Annotated in this window: 18 protein-coding genes and 1 riboswitch; of the genes, 4 read left to right on the top strand and 14 right to left on the bottom strand. The window is 38.1% G+C overall.

Annotation, left to right across the window (positions count from 1 at the left end):
• Positions 1–130: 130 nt before the first annotated feature.
• The 11 genes from HHO41_RS12205 to HHO41_RS12155 all read right to left on the bottom strand — a co-directional run bounded on the left by HHO41_RS12205 (position 131) and on the right by HHO41_RS12155 (position 12,041).
• Positions 131–871, bottom strand: coding sequence for an HAD family hydrolase (locus HHO41_RS12205; protein ID WP_169098957.1), 741 nt, complete (start codon positions 869–871; stop codon positions 131–133).
• Between the two features lie 85 nt (positions 872–956).
• Positions 957–1,700 (bottom strand): TSUP family transporter, encoded by a 744-nt coding sequence (locus HHO41_RS12200; RefSeq protein ID WP_169099189.1) that lies wholly within the window; start codon positions 1,698–1,700, stop codon positions 957–959.
• Between the two features lie 175 nt (positions 1,701–1,875).
• Positions 1,876–2,841: a ribose-phosphate diphosphokinase gene (locus HHO41_RS12195; protein WP_169098955.1), complete on the bottom strand. Its 966-nt coding sequence runs from the start codon at positions 2,839–2,841 to the stop codon at positions 1,876–1,878.
• 134 nt (positions 2,842–2,975) lie between these two features.
• Entirely contained in the window at positions 2,976–5,075 is a 2,100-nt protein-coding gene (locus HHO41_RS12190) for a transglycosylase domain-containing protein (RefSeq protein WP_248278451.1), read from the bottom strand.
• Positions 5,076–5,325: 250 nt separating this feature from the next.
• Complete coding sequence (locus tag HHO41_RS12185) at positions 5,326–6,819, bottom strand: ABC transporter ATP-binding protein (protein ID WP_169098951.1); 1,494 nt, start codon at positions 6,817–6,819, stop codon at positions 5,326–5,328.
• Complete coding sequence (locus HHO41_RS12180) at positions 6,816–7,886, bottom strand: FecCD family ABC transporter permease (protein ID WP_169098949.1); 1,071 nt, start codon at positions 7,884–7,886, stop codon at positions 6,816–6,818. Before HHO41_RS12180 ends, HHO41_RS12185 begins: the two co-directional genes overlap by 4 nt.
• Positions 7,849–8,823, bottom strand: a complete 975-nt coding sequence (locus tag HHO41_RS12175) for a helical backbone metal receptor (protein WP_169099187.1) — start codon at positions 8,821–8,823, stop codon at positions 7,849–7,851. Before HHO41_RS12175 ends, HHO41_RS12180 begins: the two co-directional genes overlap by 38 nt.
• A 195-nt stretch (positions 8,824–9,018) precedes the next feature.
• Positions 9,019–9,221, bottom strand: a riboswitch (cobalamin riboswitch).
• Between the two features lie 117 nt (positions 9,222–9,338).
• The gene (locus tag HHO41_RS12170; RefSeq protein ID WP_169098947.1) at positions 9,339–9,530 is read right to left on the bottom strand and encodes a cysteine-rich CWC family protein; all 192 of its coding nucleotides are present in this window, start codon (positions 9,528–9,530) and stop codon (positions 9,339–9,341) included.
• 119 nt (positions 9,531–9,649) lie between these two features.
• The gene (locus HHO41_RS12165) at positions 9,650–10,138 is read right to left on the bottom strand and encodes a cupin domain-containing protein (protein WP_169098945.1); all 489 of its coding nucleotides are present in this window, start codon (positions 10,136–10,138) and stop codon (positions 9,650–9,652) included.
• Positions 10,139–10,167: 29 nt separating this feature from the next.
• The gene (locus tag HHO41_RS12160; protein ID WP_169098943.1) at positions 10,168–11,394 is read right to left on the bottom strand and encodes an MFS transporter; all 1,227 of its coding nucleotides are present in this window, start codon (positions 11,392–11,394) and stop codon (positions 10,168–10,170) included.
• Between the two features lie 74 nt (positions 11,395–11,468).
• Complete coding sequence (locus tag HHO41_RS12155; protein WP_169098941.1) at positions 11,469–12,041, bottom strand: DNA-3-methyladenine glycosylase I; 573 nt, start codon at positions 12,039–12,041, stop codon at positions 11,469–11,471.
• Positions 12,042–12,250: 209 nt separating this feature from the next.
• Here HHO41_RS12155 and HHO41_RS12150 point away from each other — a divergent pair, with 209 nt between their 5' ends.
• Positions 12,251–13,237: a 3'-5' exoribonuclease YhaM family protein gene (locus tag HHO41_RS12150; protein WP_169098939.1), complete on the top strand. Its 987-nt coding sequence runs from the start codon at positions 12,251–12,253 to the stop codon at positions 13,235–13,237.
• Positions 13,238–13,312: 75 nt separating this feature from the next.
• Here the strand turns inward: HHO41_RS12150 and ppsA are convergent, their stop codons facing one another.
• Together ppsA and HHO41_RS12140 are read right to left on the bottom strand one after the other, a co-directional pair.
• Entirely contained in the window at positions 13,313–15,916 is a 2,604-nt protein-coding gene (gene ppsA, locus HHO41_RS12145; protein ID WP_169098937.1) for a phosphoenolpyruvate synthase, read from the bottom strand.
• Between the two features lie 163 nt (positions 15,917–16,079).
• Positions 16,080–16,808: a MerR family DNA-binding transcriptional regulator gene (locus HHO41_RS12140; RefSeq protein WP_169098935.1), complete on the bottom strand. Its 729-nt coding sequence runs from the start codon at positions 16,806–16,808 to the stop codon at positions 16,080–16,082.
• A gap of 212 nt (positions 16,809–17,020) precedes the next feature.
• Between HHO41_RS12140 and HHO41_RS12135 the strand changes: the two genes are divergently transcribed.
• Positions 17,021–19,261 (top strand): ATP-binding cassette domain-containing protein, encoded by a 2,241-nt coding sequence (locus HHO41_RS12135; RefSeq protein WP_169098933.1) that lies wholly within the window; start codon positions 17,021–17,023, stop codon positions 19,259–19,261.
• A 141-nt stretch (positions 19,262–19,402) separates the two neighbouring features.
• On the opposite strand, the gene HHO41_RS12130 is transcribed toward HHO41_RS12135, so the two are convergent.
• The gene (locus HHO41_RS12130) at positions 19,403–19,828 is read right to left on the bottom strand and encodes an Rrf2 family transcriptional regulator (protein WP_169099185.1); all 426 of its coding nucleotides are present in this window, start codon (positions 19,826–19,828) and stop codon (positions 19,403–19,405) included.
• A gap of 193 nt (positions 19,829–20,021) precedes the next feature.
• On the opposite strand from HHO41_RS12130, the gene HHO41_RS12125 reads away from it, so the two are divergent.
• Positions 20,022–20,891 (top strand): SDR family oxidoreductase, encoded by an 870-nt coding sequence (locus tag HHO41_RS12125; RefSeq protein ID WP_169098931.1) that lies wholly within the window; start codon positions 20,022–20,024, stop codon positions 20,889–20,891.
• 177 nt (positions 20,892–21,068) lie between these two features.
• Entirely contained in the window at positions 21,069–21,647 is a 579-nt protein-coding gene (locus tag HHO41_RS12120; RefSeq protein WP_169098929.1) for a DUF7010 family protein, read from the top strand.
• Positions 21,648–21,822: the final 175 nt, after the last annotated feature.

Below are 21,822 nucleotides of genomic sequence, written 5' to 3'. Positions count from 1 at the left end.
TAACCTAGAATCGTTTCCATTAAACTCCATAAAAATAAGCCATCATTTGAATGACGACTTAATGTAAAGGTTCTATCGTGTTTATCGTTTTGATTGTATGGCCACCAACAGACTCTTTCAGAGCTTGATGCTATTGATAACTATCTACAAAAACATAGTGCTGGATTGCATCTGGGACTTCACGTAAAGATTCTAACTGAAAATATGCTCCTTTTGGTTCCAAATTAACTTCAACTTCATTATATTTCCACTCAGTTTCTGCGGGGATATAAATCGCATTAATTTCCATTTTAAGAGCAGGCATGATATCGGTCCGCAAAGAATTTCCCACCATCCAAGTAACATCCGGATTTGCATCAATTGTCTTTAAAATATCAGATAATGCAGTCGTGTCTTTATTTTCCGAAATGAAGATACGGTTTTCAAAGTAGGTTGTTAGTTCTAACTGCGATATTTTACGCATTTGATTGGCTTCATCACCGCCGGTGTGCAAATATAACTCGTGACCAGCATCCTTTAATTGGTCCAAAGTTTCATTCATAAACGGCACTGGCTCAACCGGAATAGCAAACACCTGAAAACCCAGTTCTCGTAAATAATCTATTTCAGATCTTTTCTTGTCTATTCCTCTAACGTCACAATAGTATTGATAAGTCTTCACAAAAGATTCCGGGAATCGGTCAGAACGTAAACCGTGCACCGAAATAGCATCTAAATCAAATTCAAGCTGCTTCTGCCTGATTTCCTGCCTAGTTAATCCATCAAACCATTTGGTCATTTGACTGACAAAGTCATCAACTACCTTATTGAAATATCGATTGCAATACGCTAAAGTATCATCAAGATTAAAAAGAATATTTTGTTTTTCCATTATTACACCGACCTTTAAAAGTAATGAAGAGTTCTCATTATTTTTCCACAGGCTAACAAAATTAGTCTTTTAACTTAATTAAAGGTCAAAGAAAGTAGTCATATGCATTTTTTGCCAATAACAAAAACGTTACCGAGATGAAAAGAGCTCGTACATAACCGCTGCCACGACTGATAGCAAATTTTGACCCACATATCGAGCCAGCAATTTGAGCTATACCCATAGCGAAACCGTATCCGAAATTTATCTTTCCTAATAATAAAAACATGATTAACGCTGCAATATTACTGCCAAAATTCAAAAATTTTGCCGAGCCGGCTGCCTTGATAAAATCATGACCAATCATTAAAAAAGTGAAAATAAGAAACGACCCTGTACCTGGTCCAATAAACCCATCATAAAAACCTATTATGGATATTAACAAGACAAATACGATAAAGGTTCGTGTCGATAATTGTTTTTTAGTGGAGATACTGCCCCAGTCCTTTTTAAAAACGGTGTAAATGGCCACCCCCGCTAGCATAATAAGCATTAAAGGTTTTAATATCAGAGGATCCAACAAATGGACCGTCCAAGCCCCAAGCATCGAACCAAAGAAAGCTAGAGGGAATAATTTATATACCGCCTTTAAATCAAGCTTTCCAGAACGATAAAACATAATTGTGCTGGTAAGTGACCCGATTGTTCCAGCCAATTTGTTCGTGGCAACTGCTGCGGCTGGCGTTAAGCCGGTAAACATTAGTGCTGGTAAGGTAATCAGACCTCCTCCACCAACAACTGAATCGATAAATGCACCCAAAAAACCAAATATTATCAGTATGATTAACATCGAGATATCTATATCCAAAAAAACACACCTCTACCCTTCACTTACTAATTCGATAACCGCATAAAAGTTATTATATCAAAATAATAAGATAATGAAGGGTATTAAACGCGACATTTTCCCCAAAAAAACAGGATGCATTCTTCTGTCTGTAGAAGAGTACATCCTGCTTTATTTTTTATAAATGATAACTAAACTCGAATAATGGACTAACTGGGTTTTCATTGTGGATACGGCGGATAGCCTCAACAAGTAATGGAGCGACTGATAACGTTACCATTTTGTCCAACTTTTTATCGTCTGATAATTTAATGGTGTTGGTAATCACTAATTCTTTGATTGGTGATGCTTCGATTTTGCCAATTGCTGACTCTAAGAAAACAGCATGAGTACAACAAGCATAAACTTCTTTTGCTCCCCCAGCAACTAATGCATGCGCAGCTGTAGTAATTGTGTCAGCAGTGTTAATTAAATCGTCAAATAAAATAGCCACTTTCCCTTCAACCTGACCAATAATGTTGATTTCCTCAGGTGAATCAGGTTCAGAATCACGTTTATCAATTAATGCTAATGGTGTGTGTAGTTCACTCGCCATTTTCCGTGCTCTTGTTACGCCACCTTTATGCGGTGCAACGACCACAATATCGTCTAACCCTTTTTCTTCATAGTAGTGCGCGAGGATTGGTGCACCACGTAATTCATCAACAGGAATATCAAAAAATCCTTGAAGCTGTGGAGAATGAAGGTCAATGGTAATAACTCGTGTTGCACCAGCTGCTTCCAGTAGGTTTGCAACTAGCTTAGCAGTGATTGGTTCACGCGGACCAGCCTGACGATCTTGGCGAGAATAACCAAAATAGGGAATGACCACATTGATTTCCCGTGCTGAAGCCCTTTTCAAGGCATCACATAATATCAAAAGCTCCATAACATGTGTATTTACTGGCTGTGAGGTTGATTGAACGACATATACGTCACATCCGCGAACACTTTCATCAATATTAATCTGAATTTCTCCATCGCTGAATTGCGTGACAGAGCATTCACCTAGCCTACATCCCAGCAACTGTGCCATTTCTTCTGCTAGCTCTCTGTTTGAATTTAAAGCAAAAAGTTTAAAATCGTTTTTTAATTGAGTGTTCACCTTTTTCCCCCTATAAAGAAGTACTAATCTTTATCTAATAATCCTATTTTACTACATACTGAGCGATCGTTCACTGAAAAATATGAAAAAAATCAAATTAACCAGAAGGATTGCTTTGATATTTTACTTCATCATCATTCTTTGTGTTTATCTCGCTTTTCCTTTCCGTTACCGTTACCATTCCCTTTACCATGCTGTTTTTCAGCCTTTTTCATTTCTTTTTCCTTTTTCTTTTCATCATTATTTTCCTTGTGATTCATGTCCTGTTTTTGTTTTTGGCTATTTTCGTTCTTCTTCTGCTTTTCAATTTTCTTTAGTTCGTTACTAATTTGCTTTCCAACTGTATCTAATTCAAATTTTTTCTTAGAAAATTCGGAATTGGCTCCGGAAAGAACTTCTTTAAAAATCCTCGGTGCCGTAGCACCACTCGACCCAACTAGGTAATGGCTATCATCAGTTTGGTCGTAACCAAGCCAGACAGCACCTACAATTTCAGGCGTATAGCCGACAAACCAATGGTCCTTTGTACCACTTGAATTCGCAAATGGAAGTTGGGTTGAACCCGTTTTCCCTGCAATGTCCATACCAGATACTTGAGCCTTTGTCCCGGTCCCTTCATCGACAACCCCCTTAAGCATATAGGTCATCTTCTGAGTAATTTTTGAATCGGTAACCTTTACCACTCGCTCTTTCCATTTAGCTAGGACATTCCCTTCGGCATCCTCGATCCTTTGAATTGCATGAGCCTCTACTCTTTCTCCATTATTTGCAAAGGTAGAATACGCCTGAGCCATTACTAATGGTGAGACTCCTTCATTCATTCCCCCTAGCGCCAAGCTTGGTGAATGATCGCTTGCAGTCAATGGTATTCCAAACCGCTCAACAGCGTTGGTGCCACTATTGACACCGATTTTATCCAACAACCAAACCGGCGGAACATTTAAAGAATCAATAACGGCTTTGTACATGCTGACATCACCACGGTAAGTTTTATCAAAGTTTGTCGGCTGATAGCCATTAATATTTATGGGCTGATCTTTCAAAGTATCAGTTACCTCATAGCCCGCTTCTAATGCTGGTGTATAAACAGCAAGCGGCTTCATCGTGGAACCTGGTTGCCTTTTCAGATGTGTTGCTCGATTGAAGCCACGGAACACATGCTCACCTCTTCCGCCAACTAGTGCGGAAATACCACCGGTGGATGGGTTGATAAAAATCGCGCCACTTTGAATTAACTGATCAGGTGAACTCGAAGGAAACATCCCCCCATTGGCATAAACCTGTTCCAGCGAAGTTTGGATGTTTGGATTCATTTCTGTATAAATGCGAAGTCCACCAGAAAGGATCTCTTTTTCAGTTAATCCGTACTTTTGAATTGCTTCTGCAATGATGTGATCAATATAATACGGATATTTCCCTTCGTAATCATCCTTTTCAGTTTCAACTAATTCAATCGTTTCCCGCTTGGCCTCGCCCATTTCATTTTCTGTAATATAACCTTCTTTTTCCATTAAGGAGAGAACCAAATTCCTCCGTTCAATGGCCTTCTCCATGTTTTTAAAAGGAGATAAGACCGACGGCGCTTTTATTAAGCCTGCAAGTATCGCAGATTCGTTCAGTGTTAATTCGCTGGCATCTTTCCCAAAGTATGTTTGAGCAGCCCGCTGAATCCCCCAAGCTCCCTCACCAAAATAAATTTGATTTAAATAACGTTCAATAATCTCATTTTTAGAATAAGTCCGTTCAATTTTTTTCGTTAATATTAATTCTTTAAGCTTTCGTGTATAGGTTCTTTCATTCGTTAAAAAGGCATTTTTTGCGAGCTGCTGGGTAATGGTGCTTCCACCAGCTACTATCTCTCCGCTAAAAATATTTTGGGTCATCGCTCGAGCTATACCTAAATAATTGAGCCCATGATGCTTGTAAAATTGTTGATCTTCCGTGGCGATCACTGCATGAATCATTTGATTTGGAATTTGCTCTATTGGAACACCTTCAATATTCGAACTGGCAATTTTACTAGCAACAGCCTCATTTTGGTCGAAAATTATCGTTGGTTGCGGCGCTGGCTCCTCTAGCTTCGTGACATCGCTTGTCCAAATAAAAATATTTACAATTAAAATGCAGCTTAGTGCTATCACAAGGCCTGCTAAAAGAATTCTTTTAATAACCATTTTTGATTTTAAGAGACCTAAAAACTGCTTAAATGATCTGCGTTGTTGCCTTCTTTCCATTCTTCCCACGACTACGCTCCTACTTTCCACCAAAAAAATAACGCCAATATATAGGCGTTTACGAAAATCACAATTGAATTTCCTCACCATATAACATTCGCATTACCTCTCCCATTTATGACCATAAAACTAAAATTAGGTGACAGGCACCACCCGAATTTTGTCGAATACAAAAAGAAAGTGTTACCAATAGATGTTATTGGTGACACTTTCTCTATTTCTTCTTAACCGCATCATTGTCCATATAAGCTTAACAAAAGACATTTTCCGAATTCAATAGGTTAGCTACTTGTAAGCTACGACTTAAATACTTATTTACTGCCTCATACACAACACGATAAGTAAATTGACTAATTGATTTTCCGATTAATGATCCATTTCCTATATTAACTGCTTTTTCTCCCATTTGTGTAAATCCTAGCAGGATTGAATCATTACATGAAGCACCTTCGGCATCACAATATGCTAAATCATTTAAAGCCTTCACCTTCGCTTGTGTCGCTGCCATTAATGCAGTAATAAGGGCACCATCTGTTAAATTAGCATCAACGAATAGCATCAAATGAACTGAATTATGCGTAATGGATATTCCGCTAGAAAGCGTTTCACCATGATCATCTTCAAAAACTTGCACTCCAATTGTCACTACCGCTAGCATCTGTATTCCATCGATTTCATCGTGAAAAATTACCGAATTCTCTTGCACATAATCAGTTTCTATTCCAAACGATTGTTCATGAGGAATAGAATGCTTAGCAAAATGCTCTTTCATTTTCAAATCATGTGGTAAACCAGCGATATGTTCACCAACAGGAAAATAGCAAAAATGTTTTAACCACCCAATTCCGTCTCCTACTGTTCCATTAGATATTGTCCGTAGTGACTGATTGAACTCAACATGCAGTAAGTCATTGGTATATTCAAGCCAATAGGAGTCTTCAAATCGCACTGATTCATCATTATTAGATAAATTTGGTGTCATTAACACTTGCGGTTTTGGAAGGATTGGATGTGATTGTGAATACAACTCTACCTCATACACTTCCTTTAATTGCTGCACGTTTCTTAACGTGTCAACACCACCGACTTCCAAAAACTTTCCATTGTGCAACAAAGCGACTCGATCTGCATAAAGTGAAGCAAGATTCAAGTCATGTAAAATTGCAAAAACTGTTAATTCCAGCGACTGTTGTCTTTCTTTTAATAAATCCAACATTTGCATCGTATGTTTTATATCAAGATGATTAGTAGGTTCATCTAATAGTAAAATTTCAGGTTCTTGTGCCAACGCTTTAGCCAGGAGGACCCTTTGTTTCTCCCCACCACTTAACATGCGGAACGGTGTTTTTCGATAATGGCTGATATTGGTGATTTCCATGACCTCTTCAATCACATTCCAATCGGATTTCGAGAGCTGTTTTAGGATTCCTTTTTGATGTGGGTATCGACCTAAGCTTACGATTTCTTCGATTGTATAATCAAACGAGACCTGAACTTCCTGGGTGAGAACTGCCAATTTTTTCGCTTTTTCTAGTTTGGAAAAAGAAGAAATATCTTGCCCACAAAGTTTAATTTTACCCTCCATAACTGGCAGCTGACCTGTTACAAGACGAAAAAGCGTGGATTTTCCACTGCCGTTTGGCCCAAGAAGAGCAAAAAATTCACCCTTTTGAATCTCAAAATTCAGACCGTTTATAATGGGACAATTCATGTAGCCACCAATTAAGTTCTCAACCTTTATCATTTATGCTCCCTCCGCCCAATTCTTTCTCGTATCAATAACAGAGCAAAAACCGGTGCACCCACCAATGCCGTAATCACACCTATCGGCAACTCTTTAGGTGCAATGATAGTTCTGGAAAGTAAATCCGCTAACACCAGAAAAGCCCCACCGACAAGTAATGAAAGTGGCAATACATGACGATGGTTTGGGCCTGTTACTAAACGGATTAGATGCGGAATGACCAATCCGACAAAACCTATCGAGCCAGATACCGCAACAGCTGCTCCTGTTAATAACGAGGCTCCAATTAGTATGTACATTTTTCCACGTTTTACATCAACACCTATATGATCAGCCGTTTCCTCACCGAGAGCTAGCGCATTTAATTCTCGAGTATGATAAAACAAAATAATTGAACCAATCAACATGAACGGAATCATTAAGCCAACGTGATCCCATCCCCGCATGGCAACACTACCATATAGCCAATAAATAATTTGAGTCATGGAATCTCGGTCACTTAATGAAATAATCAGCGAAACTACAGCTCCAATAAATGCACTAACAATGATTCCAGCCAAAATAATTGTTTCAATTGCCAAGCTACGACTACTTAAACGAACAAGGCCGAAGACAATAAATAATGCTAAAAATCCACCTAGTATAGCCACAACAGGAAGAGTAAAGCTTCCTAAACCGATAATTGAAAATTGGAAGAACAAAACCATTACTGCTCCGAGTGAAGCTCCCGAGGACACACCAATTGTATATGGATCAGCCAAAGGATTTCGTAGAAGTCCTTGGAAAGCCGCACCCGCCAACGAAAGTGAAGCGCCAACACAGAAGGCTAGCAAAACTCTTGGCAGACGGATATTCCAAATAATCATCTCTTCATTTCGAGGAATACTATCAAGCCAACCAAGCCCAAGGGTTTTCTCTAAAATAATATGTAATATAGTAGGTACAGGAACTTGTACACTACTAATAAATAACCCAAGGAGGGCTGCAGCAAGTACAAGCCCTCCACTTATAAAATAAAACCAAGTAATCTTATTTATCAAAAACTTCCGGATAAATGAATTTTGCAAGAGTCTCGACTCCTTCTATTAAACGAGGGCCAGGTCTAGTAACGGTATCATTTTCGACGTCAAAAATTTGGTTATTCTTGATTGCCGGCACCTCAGCCCATCCCTTACGAGCTAATACTTGTTTACTTGGCTCATCAACATAGTAACCATATGTTGTAACAATAACATCTGGATTTAATTTTACGATTTCTTCCTCCGTCAATTTTACCCAACCCTCTTGATCTGCAGCAACATTAACGGCTTGAATAGCTTCAAGCATTTCATTCATAAATGTTCCTTTGCCTGTTGTATAAATATCTGGAGCAGGTGCTACTTCAACCCATACTCTCTTTTTATCCTTAACTTCTTTTTTAGCAGTTTCTTTAATTTTTGCTAAACGATCTTGCATATTAGTTACAATTTCTTTAGCCTTTTCTTCAGTTCCAGTTGCTTTCCCAATCATTTCAATTTTACCATAAACATCTTTAAAGGAAGTGGCATCACCTACAACAATGACATCAATTCCAGCATCTTCAAACTGCTTCAAAATATCTCGATGTGTTTCATAATGATAATCTGTCACAAACACCATATCTGGTTGTAAGGAAAGAACTACCTCAGTGTTAATATCTTGTGCACCGACTTTTTGAATCTTCTTTACTTCTTTAGGATAGTTATCATAATCCGAAACCCCAACAATTTTATCGCCTAAACCTAAGGCAAATGCAATTTCAGTTGGGCTAGTTTGAATGGAAACAATGCTTTTTGGTTCCTTGTCAATTTTCACCTTACGTCCTGCGTCATCTGTAATCGTGACAGGGAAAGCCGCTCCGTTATCAGCCTTTTCACTTGATTTATTATTATCTTGCTCCTTAGTACCGGATTCATTTGAACTGCAACCAGCAATCAACCCAAGCGCTAACAAGAGTACAATGCTAAGCAGACTCCATTTTTTTATAAAATTTCTCATTTTTTAATTCCCCCTTCTATTTTTGAACACAAAAAAACGCTATTCCAGCGGAAAGCGTCGGATAAAGGCAACATGAATAACATGAAGATACTTAACATATATGTAGTATGTTAAACTAGTAATCTAAAATATGTATGAAAACTCGATTACTTGCACTTTAAACTTTCCCTTTCCACGAGGAAGCCTAAAAATCACAAATAGGCAGGTCTCCTGACTTGCGTATTAACAGTCGGTTATTCCTTCCCATGTTCATTAACACAGTGGAGTATTCCTAACCTTCCTACACGCATACAGTGGCGGGTCCGTGTTGGATTTTCACCAACTTCCCTCTTCGTCTTTAAACTCTTCTGTCGAGCTTTTCAGAAACCTATTCGTTTATATTATTTTTTTGTATTCTAAAAAATTATAGTACACTCTTTTCTAAATGTAAATTAATAATTCAAAATTGGTAGTCATTATTCTGATAATCTCTTTTACTATGAAGCAAGGTACAAGAAGAAATTTTACATATTATGTTCTTCCTTATATTTATCTAGGCAATTTTTACAGATGCAATGTTTTTTCTGACTTTCAGCTGGAACTAATTCAAAAACACCACTGGGAAATGTTTCAATGTTACACCAGCAATGACCGTCTTTGGCACCAGCCATACAACCGTTTTCTTCACCACATATAGGACAATATTTATTAGCCACTTTATCCCTCTCCCCCTAAGCCTTGACAATTTTCCTTATAATCTAAATATTTTTTCTCTCATTATCATTCTAACATTACTTTTTACGACAATGCAGAGTCGATTTGTTTTTTAAAATTTCTAATCTGCCAGCTTTCGAATAATACCCTCATGCTGCGGGTAGATTGCTAGCAAATCCTTCTGTGCAAGCAGTTCGAAATCTTCAAAGTCAAAGCCAGGAGCAACCATACAGCCGACTAAAGAAAACGTACCTTCTTCCATCACCGAAGATCCAAAAATCGAGTTCTTTGGAACCAAAACTTGTGGTACTTCCCCTGCTTCAAGATTTAAGCCTAGCTTGTGCTCATGATAATCGCCAAACTCATCAATAACATGAACCGTCAGTGAGCTCCCGCCATGATAATACCAAAGTTCGTCTGATTTTAATCGATGAAAATGCGAAACATCTTGCGAGCGGAGTAAAAAATAAATACTCGTGAATAACATCCGTTGTTTGCCACTAACATCAATTTGAATCTCCGAATTAACAGTGCTTTTATAAAACCCTCCTTCCGGGTGTGGACTTAATTCTAAGTGTTTAATATAATAGTCTGCGTTTTGTTTGTTCATTTCGCTCACCTTCATTTTTTTTATTAAAATTATTCAGCATGGCTCTTTAAATCTGGTTTACCCATTTCAATCAAAGCTTTATTTGTACCGAGGAAAAAAGTTAATAAGATGATCAGGAGACCTGTGCCAATTAACAGCCATTCGATATCGATTACATCTGCGATTGGTCCAAACAATAACATTCCTGCTGGCATCATGGATGTCGAAATCATTCCAAACACACCGAAGATTCTCCCAAGATAATTTTCATCAACTGATTCCTGCAAAAGCACCATAGTTGGTGTATTAAAAATCGGCATGGCGATACCAAAAATCGCCATCGGGATTAAGTAGACCCAAAACACAGGTATAACACCAAGCGCTACAGTGCATATTCCCATTATGAAACTTGAGAAAGCCATCGTATGTACCTTGTTTTTAAATCCTCCCCATGCAGCAATTAAGCCGCCTCCTGCCATCATTCCAACTGAAAAGGCTATTTCAATTGCCGTTAAGCGCCAAACATCCTCGCCAAAGCTACGCGTGACTTGTAAAGGTGTTAAGAAAGCACCTGGCGCTAAAAGTACAAAGAAGACAGCGAAAAACATGAAGAATTTTTTTAAATAATCATGTTCCTTGATGTAAATAACCCCTTGTCTAAAATCATCCATGTGGCTGGTTGTTTGTTTTTCAACAGCCTTTGTATGTACAGCAATTTTCAAAAATATAAGTAAAATCAAAATGGCAATTGCTGCAGTTACAACATCAATAAAAAAGATAGTGTCGATGGTTGAAACTGTCAATAGTGCTGCACTAACCATTGGTGCCACGAACATATTGATCGCCTGCAGACTCCCATTAATGCCATTGATTTTCGTCAACTGGTCTTGTGGGACAATTTGCGGTAAGATCGCTCCAACCGCTGGAGTTTGAATGCCGGTACCAACTGCTCGCACCGCTGCCATTACAAATAACAACCACACCGAATCATACCCCATCAAAAAGACGATGGCTAAAATAAGTGTGGCTAAAGCAATCATCCCATCTGATAGCATAATCAAAAGCTTTCGATTATAGCGGTCGGCCCAAACGCCAGCAACCGGCGACAACAAAAATGTCGGAATGAAGCCACAAATGATAAACAATGTCATCATTAATCCAGATTCTGTCTCGAGCGTAACATACCACATGATTGCATATTGAACTAAAGAAGTCCCAAACAATGAAATCATCTGACTGCTCAAAAACAAAATAATATTCCTCTTCCAATTATCCATCCTAACCTCCAATGGTGCCTCTGCTGGTGCCAGGCACCGCCCGAATTTTGTTGTTTCACAGAGTGTTTCACAGGCTATTTTTTTGTTGAGTGGTAGGGGCATGTTATGACGTGGTCATCGATGATTCCTACGGCTTGAAGGAAAGAGTATATCGTGACGGGCCCAACAAATTTAAAGCCTCGCTTCTTCATGTCTTTACTTATTTGCTCGGATAATTCACTTTTGGCTGGAAGCTGTTCCGTCGCAGTCCATTGATTGACTTGTCGTTTAAAATCAGTAAAATGCCATACATAATCTGCAAAATTTCCATATTCTTCAATTACCTTCTGTGCTGCAATGGCATTTGATCGAACAGAATTTATTTTTAAGGGATGACGCACTACTTCGCCATTTTCAACAATTTCCGCAAGTTCTTCATCCGTCATTTCGGCACAAACGCTTATGTCAAATTGATGAAAGGCCTTTCGATATCCTTCTCTTTTTTTCAAAATGGTCAACCAGGAAAGTCCTGATTGTGCTCCTTCTAGATTCAACATTTCAAACAAGTAGTTGTCTTGATAATTCGGAACTCCCCACTCTTGGTTGTGATATTCTCTCATGAGGGAATTGGATTGCGCCCAAGCACATATTTGATCTGAATGGTCCATTTGATTTCACCTTTCTATACGTCAATTCTACCTAACCATACCTGATGCTAGAAGTCGATTCAAGTTGAAAGTCCGTACCATTGCTACTTTCTTTCCACTTCTATTTAAGAAATTTTACATCTATGGTAAAATATAAAGAACATTTGTTCTTTTGTAAATTCACGACTTACAAAATATATTGAGTTGTTTCAAAATTGGGGGGAAATTAAATGGCCATTTCATGTTTACTAGAAATTACACCCGGCAATACCTTTGAAGGCTATTGCTTGGTAAAAGAAGTGAAACCGGAGAAGACGAAAAAAGGCGATCCATATCTAAACGTTACTGTTGCCAAAAAACACAAAATGGTAGTCTGTAAACTATGGAATAATGGATTTGGCGGTCGCACTGTTGATGAACTATTAACAGTATTTGCAAATGGAACAATCCTTCATCTCACTGGAGATGCCTCTGAGTATAATGGGCAAACCCAAATGACCATTAATAGTTTCCGAGTAGCTGAAAAAGAGGAATATGACCTTCGCGAATTTATCGAAGCAGCACCAGAAACCGTTGAAAGCATGGAGGCTGAAATTCGTTCATTTATTAATGAAATCAAAATTCCAATCCTTCAGCAAATTACCTCTGAACTATTTGAAGAAAATAAAAAATATTTTATGGACCATGTCGCAGCTGTCAAAATGCATCATAATTTTAAAAGTGGACTTGCCTACCACACTCTTTCATTGCTACGAATCGCCAAAAATATTTGTGATCAATATGGTGAAATTGTAAATCGGAGTAAGATGTATGCTGCCTTGACCCTGCATGATATGGGGAAAATTGTGGAAATGTCCAGAGATTATACAGCGCCAGAATATACTCTCTATGGCCAATTTCTAGGGCATATTCAAATCGTTAACCAAATGATAGACCGAAAACTCGTTGCGATTCGCACTGAACGAACTGTAACTAAAGATGAAGTAACGGCTGTTTACGAACTGATGAATATTATTTCCAGTCATCATGGTCCACTTGCTAATGGTTGGGGAAGCACCGCTGAACCAATCACCCTTGAAGCTCACCTTTGTCACATGATTGATCATATTGATGCCAAAATCAATATGATCTCAAAAGCAATGGTAGATATGCAAGAGGGTGATGTTCAAAAGGTATGGGGTCTTGGTAGGATTTATAAGCCGAAAGATGTGGAGTAAACGCAACAAAATCACTGTAAAAAGCTGTCAATGGACAGCTTTTTACGTTATCGAGAAAGTCCCTAAACCAACCAATTAAAGTATTTCAATAAACCCTTCTGTTCCATTCACCCTTATCCTTTGCCCATCCTTGATGATTTTCGTAGCATTTTCTACTCCAACGACTGCTGGGAGGCCATATTCGCGAGCGATAACCGCTCCGTGAGTCATGAGTCCACCAACCTCGGTGACAAGGCCCTTTATTGAGACAAACAATGGGGTCCAGCTTGGGTCAGTAAAAGAAGTAACTAAAATATCTCCCTCTTCAAAATCAGCTTCTTCCATGTTTAGGATAACACGTGCGCGTCCCTCGATAACTCCAGAAGAAACCGCTAAGCCCACAATCGATCCTGCTGGAAGATTTTCTCGTTTGTAAGAACCGAAAAGAACTTCACCATCAGATGTAATTACTCGTGGGAGCGTTAGTTTTTCAAATAATTTGTACTCGTCTTTTCGTTTGCTGATCATCTCGTAATCCAGTTTATTTGTTCGTACGACATCATGTAGTTCTTCAATTGTGAGATAATATATATCTTCTTTTTCATGAAGAACGCCCACACTTACGAGTTGTTCGGCTTCTTTCAGCAAAGCTTGCTTATAAAGAAAATAGCGATTAACCATGACATATTTTGGATATTCACGATAACCGATAAAATTACGAATAAGGTCGATCATTCGTATTGCTTCTATGGCTTTTTGTTCACCATCGGGTAATTGTTTTAATCGATGTATTAGCTCTTGTTTCTTACTCAAAGCAATCCGCAGACCTTGCTCAAATTTCCGCTGGCTAGCACCTGCCTCAAAGTTTTTGACGTTACTAAGAATGATGTTAATAAGTGTGGATGGTTTTTCACTCCACCGAGTTTTCGTAATATCAATTTCTCCCATACATCGCATTCCATATTTGTTAAGATAGGCTTTTATTGCAGCTCGAATTTCTATTCCTCCATCAAACTTTACCAATTCATCCAAAAAGTTATCATCATGAACAGTTTGTAAATAATCAATGACTTCTGGATAAGGACGAATCACGTCTGCCACATCCAATAGCGCAAGACCCATTTCCGAAGTAATATTGTTTGGAACAGATAGCGAAATCGTATCCGCTGCGTTTTTTTCACCTAACCACTCATACATTTTTTCATTGATCCATGACGATGCATTCATAGCAGTCATATATACAGCTTGACTTTGGGGGTCAGATAAAATTCTCTTTAACTCCTTAATATCCTCGATAATAAAATCAAATAAATCCGATCCAGATTTCGTTTGAATAGTTTGTTTTAACTCTTCGATCGATGTTTGACTACTCTTAATTAACTGAGTAACAATTGACGGATCGTTTTCGATTTGGCCTTGAGAATTCAGAGGCGGCGCACTCTTTTTGCTATTAACAGAACTCGATTCTTGTACGGACTTGATGAAATCTCCTCGCTCCAATATGGTAACGAGTGCGTCTTTCATGAGAGGATCATGTTGGCCCATGCCATTTAATAAAGTGTTTCTACCGTCTAGTGAAGCCAGGATCTGTGCGACATCAACAAACAGCCTTCCTGCTGCTTTAAATCTGGGTCCAAAAGAAGTTAACTGGTATATCGACAATCCCAATGGTTTTAGGGGATTTGTCATCATTTGTTGATGGCCGACTGATAAGTAAACGTGATTTCCACCAACATTCGGTTCAGGAATCGGGAAAAGAGTCGTGATAGGTCGACTCTGGACTACATAAAATGTATCATCAACTAAACACCATTCGATATCTTGTGGACAACCAAAATATGCTTCAATTTGTCTTCCAATGTGTGCTAGTTGTAATATTTGTTTGTCAGTAAGAGATTGAGTTTTTTGTTGTAGAGGATCTATTTTCTGTGGCACAGTTCCGCCTTCGTCTCGCGGATTTATCGCCATTTTTTTAGTAGAAATGGTTTTTTCTATAATTCTTTCGTCTACCACTTTATAGTTATCTGCCGTTACTAAGCCAGACACAAGTGCTTCACCCAATCCGAAGCTGGCATCAATTGACAGCACTTTGCGGTTTGAAGTAAATGGGTCAGCAGTAAATAGGATTCCAGAAACTGTTGGAAAAATCATCCTTTGAATGACAACAGACAAATAGACCTTTTTATGGTCAAATCCGTTTTTTATTCGGTAAATCACTGCTCGGTCAGTAAATAGTGAAGCCCAGCACTTACTAATATGTTGTAAAATGACTTTCAGACCTTTGATGTTAAGATAAGTGTCTTGCTGTCCAGCAAAAGAGGCATTTGGCAAATCTTCAGCAGTTGCACTTGAGCGAACTGCGTAAGCATATTCATTTCCCACCAGGGAGAGATAGTGAGTAACTTCATTCACAACGTCGGAAGGAATCTCTAAATCGATTATGATTTGTCGGATCTTCCTGCTGATTTCATTAATTTGATCTCGATCCTCGACATTTAACTTTGTTAGTCGATCCAACAAGGCGTGGTACGATTCATTTTGTTCGATGGCTTTTTGGAATCCTGCTGTAGTAACACAAAATCCTTCAGGAACATGTATTCCATCAATTTTTGATAATTCCCCTAAATTTGATCCTTTGCCACCAACAAGCCAAAGCTGTGTTTTTTCCATTTCCTGAAAACCGAGAACCAAAGAATTCATTCACATCTCTCCTTATCATTCATGTCCTAACTGATTTTAGCAGTAGAATTTGAAAATAAATAGTCTATAAACGCTTGTTTTGAAATGGTATAATTAACTTAGGAAGAGAAAATTTATAACAATTAGTGTCCACTGACCGACCGTCGTCACCCCTGATGTCTCACTATACATCAGGGTTTTTTAATGGTGTGCCCGCTAATAAATCTAAATATTTCGTCATTTCCTTGATCGAGTTAAATTGCAGCAATAGTTTATGATTTAGGTTACCCAAAGCAAGTTGAAAGGATTGCTCGATTTTTTCAATATGATGTAGCTCAAGTTCGTTTAGGAGTTTTTTCATTGGTTCGATAAAATAAATCGTTTTCCTCAAGCTGCTAATTACTAAAACTTTCTTTAATTCATTTTTACTATACATCCGATAACCGTTTTCTGGGTTTCGTTCTGATTTAAGCAGCCCTTCGGATTCCCAATGGCGAATGGCAGAAGTGTTTACTCCAGCAATTTCAGCGACAATTCCAATTGACATATGTTCTTTGATTTTAATATCTTTATAAACATCAAAATCTGCGTTTTTTATTAAATTCAGGATTTCCTCGACTCTTTGTTTTTCAATTTGCAGCAAATATTGTTGATGATTGACCAGCCACAGGGCTTCTTCAACCGACTCAAATTTTATCTTTCGCATTGCCTTATACACAACTGAATAATCGTATCCCTTTAGCATAGTTCGGATTGTGATAAACGCTTGATAATGTACCTCTGTGTAAAGTCGATGCTTACTCTGTGTTCGGGGCACTTCTGGAATTAAATCTAAACTTTCATAGCGTCTTAAGGTTGTCGAACTTATTTCTAATGCTTGTGCAATCTGCTTCGGTGTAAATCTTTCATCCATTGTCATCTATCACCTTTACTTTAAAGTTAAACCTTAAAGTCCATCGTTAATTTATTAGTCCCATAAATATGATTATATCAATAATTTTGTGTATCATAACCGAAATATTGCTTGAATGTTATATGATAATACTGTATTCATATTATTTGACTAAAAGCAAAAGTTAAAATGATTAAAGCGACAATAGAGTAACATCTGAGGAGGAGGATTTTATGAAGCAAGAGTATATCGAAATAGTAAATGGCAGAGAAAACAACCTCAAAAACATTAATTTACGGATTCCTAAGGGTAAAATAACAATATTTACAGGAGTATCCGGTTCCGGTAAGTCATCGATCGTTTTTGACACAATTGCTCAGGAAGCAGGCAGACAATTAAATGAAACGTACAGCAGCTTTACCCGATTGTTTTTACCAAGATACTCTAGACCTGAAGTTGATGAAATACATAATCTATCAACGGCCATTGTTGTCGATCAAAAACGTCTGGGTGGGAATGCCCGATCAACCCTTGGCACTATAACCGATATCAATCCCCTGTTGCGCTTGTTATTTTCACGTTTCGCAGAACCTCACCTCGGCTACGGCAATGCTTACTCATTTAATGATCCTAGTGGCATGTGCCCCACCTGTGAAGGGATTGGTCGGACTATTACTTTAAACATTGATACTGCGTTAAATAAGGATAAGTCTTTAAATGAAGGTGCGATTTTACTGCCAGGATATGGAACGGGAACGTGGCTTTGGAAATCATATGCGGAATCCGGTTTCTTTGATAATGACAAAAAGATAAACGACTACTCAAAAGAAGAATTTGACAAGCTGGTATACGCTGAGCCTGAAAAAGTCGTAGTCAATTATCAAAATGGCGAAATCAATACAACCTACGAAGGCTTGGCGGTTAAGTTTATGCGCCAAAATGTAAAGAGAGACAAAGACACAACAAAACAAGGTGAAAAGAAACTACTTGAATTCACCACAACAGGTACGTGTCCAGCCTGTGCTGGTAAGCGCTATAACGAGCAGGTACTAACCTCCAAAATCAATGGTTATTCAATTTATGAACTGACTGCGATGCAGTTAGATGAGTTATTTGATGTCCTCTCTAAATTTAATGATCCTAATGCTAAACCAATTGTAACTGGCATTATGGAGCGCTTACGAAATCTCTGTGACATTGGCTTAAATTATATGACTTTAACTCGGGAAACTCCTACCCTATCCGGCGGTGAGTCTCAACGGGTTAAAATGGTCAAATATTTGTCCAGTACCTTAACAGGTCTAATGTATATTTTTGATGAACCAAGTACAGGTCTTCATCCAAGGGATGTTCATTTGCTCAATGAATTACTCATAAAACTGCGTGACAAAGGGAATACCGTTCTGGTCGTCGAGCATGATCCCGATGTTATTAAAATTGCCGATTATGTTGTTGATGTCGGACCGCTCGCTGGTTCTGGTGGTGGAGAAATTATGTTTAACGGCACTTACAAGGACTTCTTGGCTTCTGATACACTTACTGCTAAATTTCTAAATAATAAAATAGCCATCAAAAAGCTGTCGAGACCCGTTTCTGATTTTTATGAAAGTCGGAAAAGCTCCCTCCATAATTTAAAAAACATCAGCCTCCACGTACCAACAGGTATTTTCACTGTTGTGACTGGAGTAGCGGGGTCTGGTAAGAGCACCCTGGTCAACGAAGTCTTTGCCAAGGATTATCCTGAGGCAAATCTAATCGACCAAAGCCCAGTACACGCCAACAGCCGCTCCAACCCAGCAACTTTCACTGACATAATGTCATCAATTCGCAAAGTATTCGCTACTGAAAACAATGTAGACAGCGGATTATTTAGCTACAACTCGACAGGTGCATGTAAGGCGTGTAAAGGAACTGGAACCGTTGAACTCAATTTATCTTTTATGGATAAAATGGAAGTGGAATGTAGTGAGTGTAATGGGACTCGTTATCGACAGGACGTACTCCACTACTTATACAAAGGGAAAAATATTGTGGAAATCATGGAAATGACTGTTGCAGATGCTTGGGATTTTTTCGAAGCAAAAGACATTCAGATGAAACTAAAAGGTCTCAGCACAGTAGGACTTGGTTATCTTTCTATCGGCCAGCCACTCAATACCCTGTCAGGTGGAGAGTGCCAAAGACTAAAACTTGCTAAAGAACTTAATAAAAAAGGTAATATCTATATCCTCGATGAGCCAACAACTGGCTTGCATATGTCAGATGTTACTAACATACTTACGATCATTAATAAACTCGTTGATAAAGGGAATACCGTTATTGTTATCGAACATAATTTGGATGTCATTCGAAACAGTGATTGGATTATCGATTTAGGGCCAAATGGGGGAACAGGCGGCGGTGAAATACTTTATGAGGGTCCACCAGAAGGTATTGTATACTGTGAGCGGTCTGTCACAGCACAATATATTTAATTACAAATCTCAAAATTCATTGTGTATTCCTCATTCAATAAATGGAAAATAACGTAATTAATTACTGAAGAACCGTCTTATTTAAGACGGTTCTTCGATTTTTTAAGGGTTCAAGAATCGGGTCCGTAACTACTTCACTATTTACACTCTTTTCTCAATATCCGTTACAATATCCTCGATAGTTACGGTCCCCAAAACCTTTTCCATTGCAAGTTGGGCTGCTGCCAATATCGGTTCTATTGTACTTTGGATATTTTTACCTACAGGACATTGTGGGTTTGGATTTTCATGTAAACTAAACAATTCTTTTTCCTGTACCACATTCACCGCTTTGTATACATCCAATAACGTAATTTCAGATAAATTCTTTGCTAGTTTTGCCCCCGCAATACCAGGATGTACCTCAACTAATCCAGCCTTTTTCAGCATTCCGATTAATTTTCTTATCAAAGCTGGATTCGTATTAACGCTCGACGCTATAAATTCAGAAGAACTTGTTCCCTCTTTATTAAAATCAATCAGAGTTAAAATATGAATTCCTACCGCAAATCTGCTACTGATGGACACCAACTTCACCATCCCTAGTTTCTGTTGAAATATTTAGTGATAATCATGTAATTAATTTAATTACAAGTACATTATATCAAATTAAGGACAATATATATAAGGGTATTATCAGTTGACAAACGAACTACATGTAACTAAAATGAATACATGTAACCAAAACGATTACAATTAACATCAAAAGGAGTAATGTACTATGAAATATTTAATCACTGGAGCAACCGGGAAATTAGGTTCAAAAATAATTGCATCATTATTAAATACACTTCCTGCAAGTCAATTAGCAGTAAGTGTTCGAAATCCGAACAAAGCTGAAAATTTACGTTCCCTTGGTATAGAAGTACGCCAAGGAGATTTTGATCAACCAGACACTCTCGATATTGCTTTTGCTGGTATCGACCGTTTATTAATCATCTCCGCTGATGGCGATAATGAAACAAGAATCCGTCAGCATACAAATGCGGTAGAAGCCGCTAAACGGGCAAATGTTAAGTTTATTGCCTACACCAGCATTGCTAATGCTACAGAAAGCAAAAATATCATGGCACCTCCACATGTGGCAACAGAAGCAGCCATCATTCAAACGGGAATTCCCTACTCATTCTTGCGTAACAATTGGTATTTAGAAAACGAAATTGGTAGTATTCAAGGAGCCATAGCAGGTGCACCTTGGGTAACTTCAGCAGGTCCAGGAAAAGTTGGATGGGCCATTCAGCAGGATTACGCAGATGCTGCAGTAGCCATTTTATTAGGTAACGGTCACGAAAATACGGTATATGAATTGTCAGGACCTCTTTTAACACAAGAAAAATTAGTAGCAGAACTAAGTTCAGTGATTGGAAAAGAAGTACCTGTTCGACAAGTTAATGATGAGCAATACGCTGAAACAATGAAAGGCATTGGATTACCTGATTATGTTATTCCAATTGTCGTCGGGATCCAAGAAAGTATTCGCAATGGTTCACTTGCTGTTGAAAGCAATGACTTTGAAAAAATACTTGGTCGTCCGCTAACTCCGATAAAGGAAGCTCTTGAAAAAATCGTAAATGAAATTCCACACGCATAACAACTAAAAAACTCGCTGCGGCGAGTTTTTTGCCTTCCATATTTCCAATTCACCAATCGTTTTATTAAGGTTACTTTATGTGTTTATATCAGAATATTATGAAACTAATTCGATATCAATTCGTATACCTATTTAACGAATCGTTGAGAAACTTTACATTGGGAAGGTGGAGTAAATTTGAATCTAGAGGAAGTACAAAACAAGCTATCTGTCAGGGGTAAAAACGGTATTGGGTTTTTATTGTCAGGTGCAATCATTTGGACAATTATTACAGTGGTTTTTACATTAGACATTGAGATTAACTCAAAAAATGTCATCATGCTGTTTGCAACCGGAATCTTGTTTCCATTGGCAATTTTGATTTCAAAACTTATTAAAGCTGAGTGGATTTTTAAAGATATTCAACTAAGCGGTTTGGGTGTTATATTCAATGTGGCCCAATTTATTTATTTTCCAATTATGTTTTGGGCATTCGCTAAAGACCCAAATATGATGGTTTTATTTTTCGCCATCATTACTGGGGCCCATTTCTTCCCATATGGGTGGCTCTATAATTGCAAACCTTTTTACATTATGTCTCCTGTATTATCAATTATCATTACTGTAATCGGATGGTCGCTTGTTCCTTCCCAGTTATGGATAATTCCGTTCTCGATGGTGATTCTGCTACTATTGTTAATTTTTATGCTTTTTGCAGACTATAAGCGAAAACTAACAGTTAACTTAGACATCTCAAATCCAACTCATTCTATTTAGCAAGACTTATGATATTTTATCATTCATTGACCGCCATCAAGAAATAAAAAAGGCTACCGAAAAATGAATAAGCTTCTAAAATGGCACCCATGTCAAGGACACAATAAAAAAAGAGGTTAAGCAACTAGAAGATGATTCCTAAATTGAATAGGGGTCATCTTTTTTAAATTCCATT

Origin of the sequence: Bacillus sp. DNRA2 (assembly GCF_012843265.1) — a bacterium.
In the GTDB taxonomy this organism is placed as follows: domain Bacteria; phylum Bacillota; class Bacilli; order Bacillales; family Cytobacillaceae; genus Bacillus_BU.
This window is presented reverse-complemented; position numbering and strand designations above follow the sequence as displayed.